Source organism: Deltaproteobacteria bacterium (assembly GCA_020845775.1).
In the GTDB taxonomy this organism is placed as follows: Bacteria; Bdellovibrionota_C; UBA2361; order SZUA-149; family JADLFC01; genus JADLFC01.
The window spans coordinates 64,110-72,502 of the sequence record JADLFC010000116.1 but is presented as its reverse complement, the minus strand read 5'-3'; the positions used below and the strand labels follow the sequence as shown (position 1 = coordinate 72,502).

Annotated in this window: 7 protein-coding genes; all 7 read left to right on the top strand. The window is 45.0% G+C overall.

What is annotated here, in order from left to right; genetic code table 11:
- The first annotated feature begins 226 nt into the window (after positions 1-226).
- The 7 genes from IT291_07525 to IT291_07495 all read left to right on the top strand — a co-directional run bounded on the left by IT291_07525 (position 227) and on the right by IT291_07495 (position 8,380).
- Positions 227-811: a hypothetical protein gene (locus IT291_07525; protein ID MCC6221072.1), complete on the top strand. Its 585-nt coding sequence runs from the start codon at positions 227-229 to the stop codon at positions 809-811.
- Between the two features lie 4 nt (positions 812-815).
- Positions 816-2,189 carry a FliI/YscN family ATPase gene (locus IT291_07520; protein ID MCC6221071.1) on the top strand — a complete coding sequence of 458 codons (1,374 nt, stop codon included), beginning with the start codon at positions 816-818 and terminating at the stop codon, positions 2,187-2,189.
- A gap of 7 nt (positions 2,190-2,196) precedes the next feature.
- Complete coding sequence (locus tag IT291_07515; GenBank protein MCC6221070.1) at positions 2,197-3,309, top strand: hypothetical protein; 1,113 nt, start codon at positions 2,197-2,199, stop codon at positions 3,307-3,309.
- Positions 3,309-4,304: a hypothetical protein gene (locus IT291_07510; GenBank protein ID MCC6221069.1), complete on the top strand. Its 996-nt coding sequence runs from the start codon at positions 3,309-3,311 to the stop codon at positions 4,302-4,304. The genes IT291_07515 and IT291_07510 overlap by 1 nt, the downstream gene beginning before the upstream one ends.
- A gap of 69 nt (positions 4,305-4,373) precedes the next feature.
- Positions 4,374-4,994 (top strand): peptidylprolyl isomerase, encoded by a 621-nt coding sequence (locus IT291_07505; protein MCC6221068.1) that lies wholly within the window; start codon positions 4,374-4,376, stop codon positions 4,992-4,994.
- 135 nt (positions 4,995-5,129) lie between these two features.
- Positions 5,130-6,407, top strand: a complete 1,278-nt coding sequence (locus IT291_07500; GenBank protein ID MCC6221067.1) for an ATPase — start codon at positions 5,130-5,132, stop codon at positions 6,405-6,407.
- A 59-nt stretch (positions 6,408-6,466) separates the two neighbouring features.
- On the top strand, positions 6,467-8,380 hold the full coding sequence (locus IT291_07495) for an ATP citrate synthase (protein MCC6221066.1): 1,914 nt from the start codon (positions 6,467-6,469) through the stop codon (positions 8,378-8,380).
- Positions 8,381-8,393: the final 13 nt, after the last annotated feature.

Below are 8,393 nucleotides of genomic sequence, written 5' to 3'. Positions count from 1 at the left end.
TTTATAGCATTTACAAAAAGGATTTTTGTAAATGCTATAAACAGCAAGTGCGTAAGCACTTGCCAATAAACAACAAATACCGTTTCCAAAAAGTAAAATATTTAACTTACTTTTTGGAAACGGTATATCTGTCCGTTGGATAATAATACTACTGTTTATTTTTACATATACCATGTATTAATTTGATTAAATTAGTGTTTAGATAAGAAGTTATCAAGGATAATTTATGAGTGATTCGCGGCCAAAAGTTGCAGATGCTATTAGTGAGGCGCAGAGTATTGTTGAGGCGGCAGAGTCAAGGGCGAGGGAGATCACGGCCAAGGCAGATAAAGTTTACAAAGTTGCCAAAGAAGCTGGGTATCAAGCTGGCTATGAGGAGGGTTATGTGGAGGCCGTTAGGCAAGCGGTGCGTTGGTTTGAGCTAGATCCAGGCGATCGCGAAAAGCTAGTAGCGGAGGTAGCGCGATTGGCGCTTTCTGTGGCGCAAAGCGTTGTTGGTGAGCATGTTAAACTTAATCCGGAGTTAGTAAAAAATCTTGCGACCACTGCACTTAGACAATCTATTGTCGGTCAAAGTGCAAATATAGTTGTTAATCCAGAGGATGTAAAAATATTAGAAGAGGCCAAGGAACAGCTGAGACAAATTGCTGGCAGTGGTGATATTTTAATACAAGCGGATCCAACTATAGCAAGAGGTGGATGTATAGTCCGCAGTGCATTTGGAGAGGTGGATGCTCGAATAGAGACGCTTATTGATGTTGTGTCCAGCCGACTAGGAGTGAGCCATGAGAAAGCGGCTCGTTCAGAGTAACAATATGCCTGATGACTCGGCGCTTCTGAAGGAATGGCTAGCTAAGCCAAGGTTTAGTTTTGCTAATGATATTAGCCTGGATAATCTTCATAGGCGCCTACATGCCGAAGGACCACTGCCAGTAGTATTGCGTGGAAGGGTGCAAAGAATAACTGGTATGGTCATCAAGGCTCGTCTACCCAACGCACGCATTGGAGAGTTGTGCACAATCGAGCCTCATGGACGACCGCCGGTTTATGCGCAGGTTATAGGATTTGATGATGAAGATATCTTTCTCACTCCTCTAGATCCATTGCACGAGGTGGGTCCAAAAACTCCCGTGGTTAATAGAGGGGAGTCACTACAGGTTAATGTTGGGCCGGCTCTTTTGGGCAGGGTTCTAAATTCATTGGGCAAGGAGATAGACAATTTGGGGTCTATCGATACTTCCCTGGCTTATCCTGTCAGACAGACGGCCCCGGCAGCCATGATGCGTAGACGAATTACTGAGCCTATGTATGTGGGCGTTCGTGCTATAGATATGATGTTGACTACCGGAGAGGGGCAACGCGTTGGTGTTTTCTCAAGTGCAGGTGTTGGCAAGTCAAGTCTTTTGGGGATGATTGCACGAAACAGTACGGCTGATGTGAATGTTGTAGCTTTAGTGGGTGAACGGGGAAGAGAGGTTATAGATTTCTTAGAGGACAATCTGGGTAAGGAAGGGCTTAGTAGATCTATAGTCGTTGTGTCGACTAGCGATGAACCACCGCTTAGGAGAATAATGGCAGCTTATACGGCTACCGCTATAGCTGAGTATTTTCGCGACCAGGGCAACAGAGTGATGTTATTGATGGATTCGGTTACGAGATTTGCTAGGGCTTTGCGCGAAATAGCTCTTAGTGTAGGCGAGCCCCCAGTACGACAAGGTTATCCGCCGTCTGTTTTTGCTACGCTCCCAGAATTGCTGGAACGAGCTGGTAAGACGGCCAAAGGCAGCATTACGGCATTTTATACCATTTTACTATCCTCAGAAACCATCGAGGATCCACTCGGCGAGGAGATTCGCGCTATTTTGGATGGACATTTGTATCTGAGTTCGCGCCTTAGTCATATGCAACATTATCCGGCAATTGATTTGCTTCGTAGCAATAGTAGATTGATGCTGAATTTGGTGTCGCCGGAGCACTATCGAATGGCAGAGGAGATTCGACGACTTTGGGCGGCTTATGAAGACAATAGAGATCTAATTTCTATTGGTGCATACAAGAGTGGTAGTGACCCACTCATAGACGAAGCTATAGCTAAACGAGATAGTATTGCAAAATTCCTAATTCAAAGACAAACTGAAGGCGCAGAGTTTGGTGATACACTGCGACGAGCGCGTTCGTTAATATCTTGAGCTTCAAATGCCTAAAATTGCTGCTCCCAATAAGAAATCTTTGGCGTTCTATTCAATCGTTGTTACGCTAGTCGTCGGCATATTTCTGTACCTAGTTATTGGCAGTGGGGAGCGAACGTTTCCGGCCTTACCCGATGGCACTTATGCCGGCGAGATATCTGGGATTACGACTGCAAAAAATAAGTTTCAAACATTTTACGTTGAGAAAGCTTTTAATGCCTCAGCCTTACTAATGGTTATTTTCAATCCTGGTTGGGTTCCGCAGCTAGTTCCTTTTGAAGTGGGCACTGATCGAATTAACGGCAAGGACGTTCAGGGTAGCACCGACCATTATAAGCCAGTTGCGTTAATGAGCGAAGGAAGAAAGTTCCTATTAACTGGCGCGCTAGAGGAGGGCGGATATACCGGAAATGTAGATTTCGCAGGAAAACGCATCGGTAGCTGGCGAATCAGGCCAATTACTCAGAGTGGCGTTGTAAATGAACCTAGCGGATTAAGTGTTTCCGAGGAGGAGTTTCGTAAATGGTTAGAGAGCAAGGTGCAACTTAGTTGGTTGAGGCGTAGAGCTACCAAAACAGCAAATGTTATAGAAAGGATAAAGAGAAAAAAGGAAAAATTAACTCGAGTAGTCACCGATGAGGATACTCTTCGCGCAAAGGCAAGTGAACAAGTTGCTAAGTTGGAGACAGAAGTTCGCGACGTGTCTTCCCGCCGGGACGAGCTCGACAAGCAGATTAACGGCTTAATAAGTGAACTGAGTTTGCTTGAGAGAATTACAAAGCGAGGAAAATCAATTGCCTTGGCCCGTCGCGTCGCCGAGCGGGAGCAGAGATGGTATATGGCTAACTGGCAAACAGATGATGAGGCTAGTGGCTTTGGCGAGCTCGGGGCAAGTGGTGCAGGCTCCTCCATTGATCTCAGCGCGCTGGAAAAGCGATATAGAATTGCAGCGAACATTCAAGTTCTCTATGGCGAAATTGCAGCCGAGAAGAGAAAAATAGAGGAACTAGAAAAAGAACTTGAGCATCAGAGCGAGGAATCTGCTAAGCCGGAGGCGCCAGGAGAAACCGGTCCGGCAGAGGAGAAAAAATCATTTTGGAATAAGCTGTTGGGAGGGTGATGAGGCATATTTTTTTTGTGAAGCTACTAACGCTAATTGGGAACGCAAACGCTTGGACTAGGTATGCCTTAGCATTAGTGAGGCTTTTTTTTGTCGTGCATGTAGTTTGCCTGCAAGGGTTTTTTGTCGCGGCTCAGGAACAAGGCGATAAAAGTGCTGTTACTGTAGCTCAGATAAAATCTGAGCCATCTAACTATGTCGTAGATCAGGACGTGTTTTTGTCATTTGTTCCGATTAAAGCTTTTCTGTTAATTGAAGGCGGAGAGGTTAAGCATTTTCCGGCCGTTTTTATTGAAAAGGATCTTGGCAAAGGTTCTAAGCTTGGGAGGAAGTATTTTCAAGTGGGAGCCATTTTGCCATCGGTAATAGCAAATAAGATGGGAGCTATACTTCGCTTTACCTTTTTCTTTGTAGGGGAGCAGTCTCAGTTTGCAGCCACCCCAGTTGTCGAGTGGAGCATGGCCGAACTACTGTCTAATTATAAGGGAATTGAGGCAGTAGAGGCGGCAGTAGCAGATCTTAATTCATTGCTAAACCTTGCTCAATATCAGATGTCTGAGTTAGAGGAGAGTTTGAATGAAGTGCGAGAAGATGCTTCGCGCATAGCGGGCGTAGATAACATCATAATGCTTAAGACTAGATTGGCCGAGCTCGAGAGCGATGAGGTTAGCAAGCAAGCCGAAAGGGCAAGGTTAGAGCGCTTGCTGGCAATTGGTAGGGGTTTAGCGGATGTGCCGGAACTTTCTTTTTATATGCAAGAGTTATCTGTTCACCTGCAAGAGGCAGCTAAGACAACCGCTATGGCTGATAGGCTAAGCGTTAGGAAGCGCAAGGCGGCAAGGGCTAAGTTAAATTATAAGATAGCTTTAGCCAAGAAATTTGGCGATGAGAATCCCGTTCCTTTAACAAAGGAGGTTGCTCGCTTGCGGCAAGTAAGGAGACAGTTAGAAAAGCGTTTAGGTAGAGATGGTGACGCTGCGCAAGCGGACTTTTAGTTACGGTTGAGAAGGAGTTGTGAGTTGATAGTGTTTAAGTGAAATTATGGAAAATTGTTAGGAGATGATATGAGAAAGGCGAGTTTGATATTGTTTTTTGTAATAGCTATAGGGGTAACAAAGATGGCGGCATTTGCGGATTCAAATATTCAGGTAACTATTGAGACGACAAAGGGAGCGATAAAGGGAGAGTTGTTTGGCGACAAAGTCCCTCGCACTGTTGCAAATTTCGTCAATTTGGCGCAGCGCGGCTATTATGACGAAATAACTTTTCATCGCGTTATCCCCAATTTTATGATTCAGACTGGGGATCCTAAAGGCGATGGCACTGGTGGTCCAGGATATTCCTTTGAGGACGAGTTTGATCCAACTTTAAAGCATTCTGGTCCAGGAGTTTTTTCTATGGCGAACAGAGGGCCAGCCACTAATGGAAGTCAGTTTTTTATTACGCATGTTGCTACGGATTGGCTTGATGGAAAGCATTCGGTATTTGGCAAGGTAACTAGTGGTCAGGATGTGGTAAATGGCATTGCTCAGGGCGATAAAATCGTTCGCATTGTTGTCGAAGGCAATGTTTCAGCGTTATTGGAAAAGGAAAAGGCCAATGTAGCGAAATGGAACACCGTATTGGATGCTAATTTCCCTAAGCTGTCACGCGTAGCAGACGCTAAAGGCACACAAGCTCAATAAAAGGCGCAGTTATACCATTTGCAAAAAGGATTTTTGTAAATGGTATATTTTCCAGCCTATCCACAATTCTTGATTTCCTAGCAAATCCATGCTAGCGTATTTATTTTTTTGGAAATCTTTATAGGTAGATCTCAAATGGCTAGTCGATCAATTCGCGAATATGATGGGAAGAAGATTTTGGATTTGCACTTTAGGGAATTTTCAACGACTGATTGTTTCGTCGCTAATCCTTGTGTGCAGCTAAGCGCAGCGACTGATCTCGACGCTGTCGTAGCTGAGCATCCATGGCTTTTGAATTCCAAACTGGTTGCAAAACCGGATCAACTAATAAAAAGGCGAGGCAATAGTAATTTAGTATTGCTCAATGCAGGTTGGGACGAGGTGGTGCGATGGGTTTTTGAACATATGAATAAATCTGTGGCGGTTGATGGCATAACAGGTATATTGGATACTTTTATCGTAGAGTGTTTTGTTCCACATGAGGTGAAGTACGAATATTATTTGGCGATTCGTTCTGTCAGAGAAGGCGATGAGATTTTATTTTTTCGACAAGGAGGGGTTGAAATCGGCGATGTGGATAGCATATCTGAAAAAATCGTGGTGAAAGTTTTTGATGATATAGATGCGCTTGACTTAGACTCAAAGCTACTAAAAGACATCGGTGTCGAAAGAAGGCCTGTAATCGCGTCCTTTATCAAATCCCTTTATAAACTCTACGTTGCTGCGGGATTCTCTTATGCTGAAATAAACCCATTGGCGTTTGTAGATGGTCGGATCGTCGTTTTGGATTTCGCAGCGAAACTAGATGACACGGCAGAGTTCGAAGGAGGAAAGCTTTGGGCTGGGCTTACATTTCCTCCTCCGTTTGGTAGGTTGAGTACTAACGAGGAGCGCCATATAAATCATCTAGACGCTCAGAGTGGCGCATCGCTAAAGTTTACGGTGTTAAACCCACAAGGGCGAGTTTGGACAATGGTAGCCGGGGGTGGCGCGTCAGTAATCTTTGCCGATACTGTTGTTGACCTTGGCTATGGAGAGGAGCTCGCTAATTACGGAGAATATTCCGGCAATCCAACTGATGAAGAAACTTATGATTACGCGAGGACTGTTATTGGATTGATGACGCAAGAGTTAGATCCGAAGGGTAGAGAAAAAATTCTGCTAATTGGCGGTGGAATTGCGAACTTCACAGATGTGGCGAAAACATTTAATGGCATTTGTCGAGCTATTAAGGAGTATTCGGAAGCGCTGAAACGAGTTAAGGCCAAAATATATGTCAGGCGTGGAGGACCAAACTATGTTGAGGGTCTTTCAAAGATGCAGCAACTTGGGCTTGAGCTAGGGTTGCCGATGGAGGTTTACGGGCCGGAATTGCATATGACAAAAATAGTTAGTAAGGCTTTGACAGTTTAGCTGAACATCACTTGTGTTATTTATTATGACGGAGAAACACTAGAATGGTTATGTCGCACATGGCTGGCAATTTAGCGGAGGCATCTGGATTTTCTGAAGAAGATAGTTCTGCAACTGCGGACTATCAACTTTTTACTAGCGATACGCAAGCAATCATTTACAATTATCAAACCGCTGCGATTCAGCGTATGTTAGATTTCGATTTTGCCTGTAGACGAAAAACCCCATCTGTTGCAGCCATAGTGTATCCATCGAGGCCAGGTATTCATACCTGCTTTTGGGGCAGTAAGGAAATCTTTATACCAATTTATCGTTCTATCGAGGATGCCGTTCAGCGCCACCGCAGTGCGGATGTGTTTATTAACTTTGCATCATTTCGATCGGCGTACCAGCCTTCGCGCGAGGCGTTGGAACAGCCTTCTATTCGCACCGTGGCTATCGTTGCTGAGGGGATATCCGAGAGGAGGACTAAGGAGCTCATAGTCGTAGCAGATTCGAGGAAGAAATGGATCATCGGCCCCGCCACAGTTGGTGGCATAAAGCCAGGCTGTTTTAAGATCGGAAATACGGCTGGATCTATAGAAAATATCATACAGACTCATTTACATGTTCCTGGTTTTGTCGGCTTTGTTTCTAAATCTGGTGGGATGTCCAATGAAATGTACAATGCCATGGCATTGGCGTGCGGGCCCAAAAATGCTGATGGGCAGTTTTTCCCAGCCCTAAACGAGGGTATTTCCATTGGTGGAGATAGATATCCCGGCTCCAGGCTTGTCGACCATTTGCTGCGATTTGAGGCTAATCCCGACATAAAGATGTTGGTGCTTCTCGGAGAAGTTGGTGGCGAGGGAGAATATGAAATAGCCGAAGCGCTTCGAGCGAACGCAATTACTAAGCCACTCGTGGCATGGGTGGTAGGAACCTGTTCTCGGCTTTTCCCAGGCGAGGTTCAGTTTGGCCATGCCGGCGCACGGGCAGATAGGCAAAAAGAAAATGCATCAGAAAAAAACAAAGCGCTAGCTAAGGCAGGAGCTATTGTTCCTCGGTCTTATGATGAATTTGGGGAGTTAATTCACGATGTTTATCGGGAGCTAGTTGCAAGAGGAGAGGTTAAAGAAATTTCCGTTCCACCGCCTGTTACCGTTCCTATAGACCTTAAAGTTGCGCAACAAAAGGGATTAGTAAGGAAGCCGACGAGCTTTATTTCTACAATTTCCGACGATCGCGGCGAGGAACTTACTTATAGTGGTTGCGAAATCTCTCGTGTTATCGAGGAGGGATATGGGGTTGGTGGAACTATTGGATTATTATGGTTTAAAAAGCACCTGCCAGATTACGCCAAGAGGTTTATCGACATGTTGCTGGTCGTCGTAGCAGATCATGGCCCAGCAGTTTCTGGTGCGCATAATGCAATTGTTGCGGCGCGGGCTGGCAAGGATTTGGTATCGGCAGTGGCGTCAGGTATGCTCACAATTGGCCCATTATTTGGAGGTGCTATCGATGGGGCGGCCCAGTCATTCAAAGATGCATGCGATCGAGGGCTATCTCCGGAGGAATTTGCCAAAGAGATGAAAGCGAAGGAGCAAGTGATTCCTGGTATCGGGCATCGCGTTAAGTCAATACAAAATCCTGATAAGCGCGTCGAGTTAATTAAGCAATTCGCGCGAGCAAACTTCACAAGCACGAAGTATCTCGATTATGCCATTGAAGTTGAAAAATTTACTACAAAGAAAAAAGGTACATTAATATTGAACGTCGATGGAGCAGTTGGTGTTAGTTTCATAGACATGTTGGAATCAACTGGTCTTTTTGATGCAAAAGAGATAGCAGATATAGTAGCCTTGGGATTTTTAAATGGCCTATTTGTAGTGGGTAGAGCCATTGGTATCGTGGGTCATGTAATGGATCAAAAACGCCTTAGACAGACTTTGTATCGCCATCCCTGGGACGATATTACTTATATGTTTTCCTAAGCATGTATTAGCA

Excerpts from the sequence above, each read along its gene's own strand:
- IT291_07525 (MCC6221072.1), top strand. The coding sequence starts at position 227 with ATGAGTGATTCGCGGCCAAAAGTTGCAGATGCTATTAGTGAGGCGCAG.
- IT291_07520 (MCC6221071.1), top strand. The coding sequence starts at position 816 with ATGCCTGATGACTCGGCGCTTCTGAAGGAATGGCTAGCTAAGCCAAGG.
- IT291_07515 (MCC6221070.1), top strand. The coding sequence starts at position 2,197 with ATGCCTAAAATTGCTGCTCCCAATAAGAAATCTTTGGCGTTCTATTCA.
- IT291_07510 (MCC6221069.1), top strand. The coding sequence starts at position 3,309 with ATGAGGCATATTTTTTTTGTGAAGCTACTAACGCTAATTGGGAACGCA.
- IT291_07505 (MCC6221068.1), top strand. The coding sequence starts at position 4,374 with ATGAGAAAGGCGAGTTTGATATTGTTTTTTGTAATAGCTATAGGGGTA.
- IT291_07500 (MCC6221067.1), top strand. The coding sequence starts at position 5,130 with ATGGCTAGTCGATCAATTCGCGAATATGATGGGAAGAAGATTTTGGAT.
- IT291_07495 (MCC6221066.1), top strand. The coding sequence starts at position 6,467 with ATGGCTGGCAATTTAGCGGAGGCATCTGGATTTTCTGAAGAAGATAGT.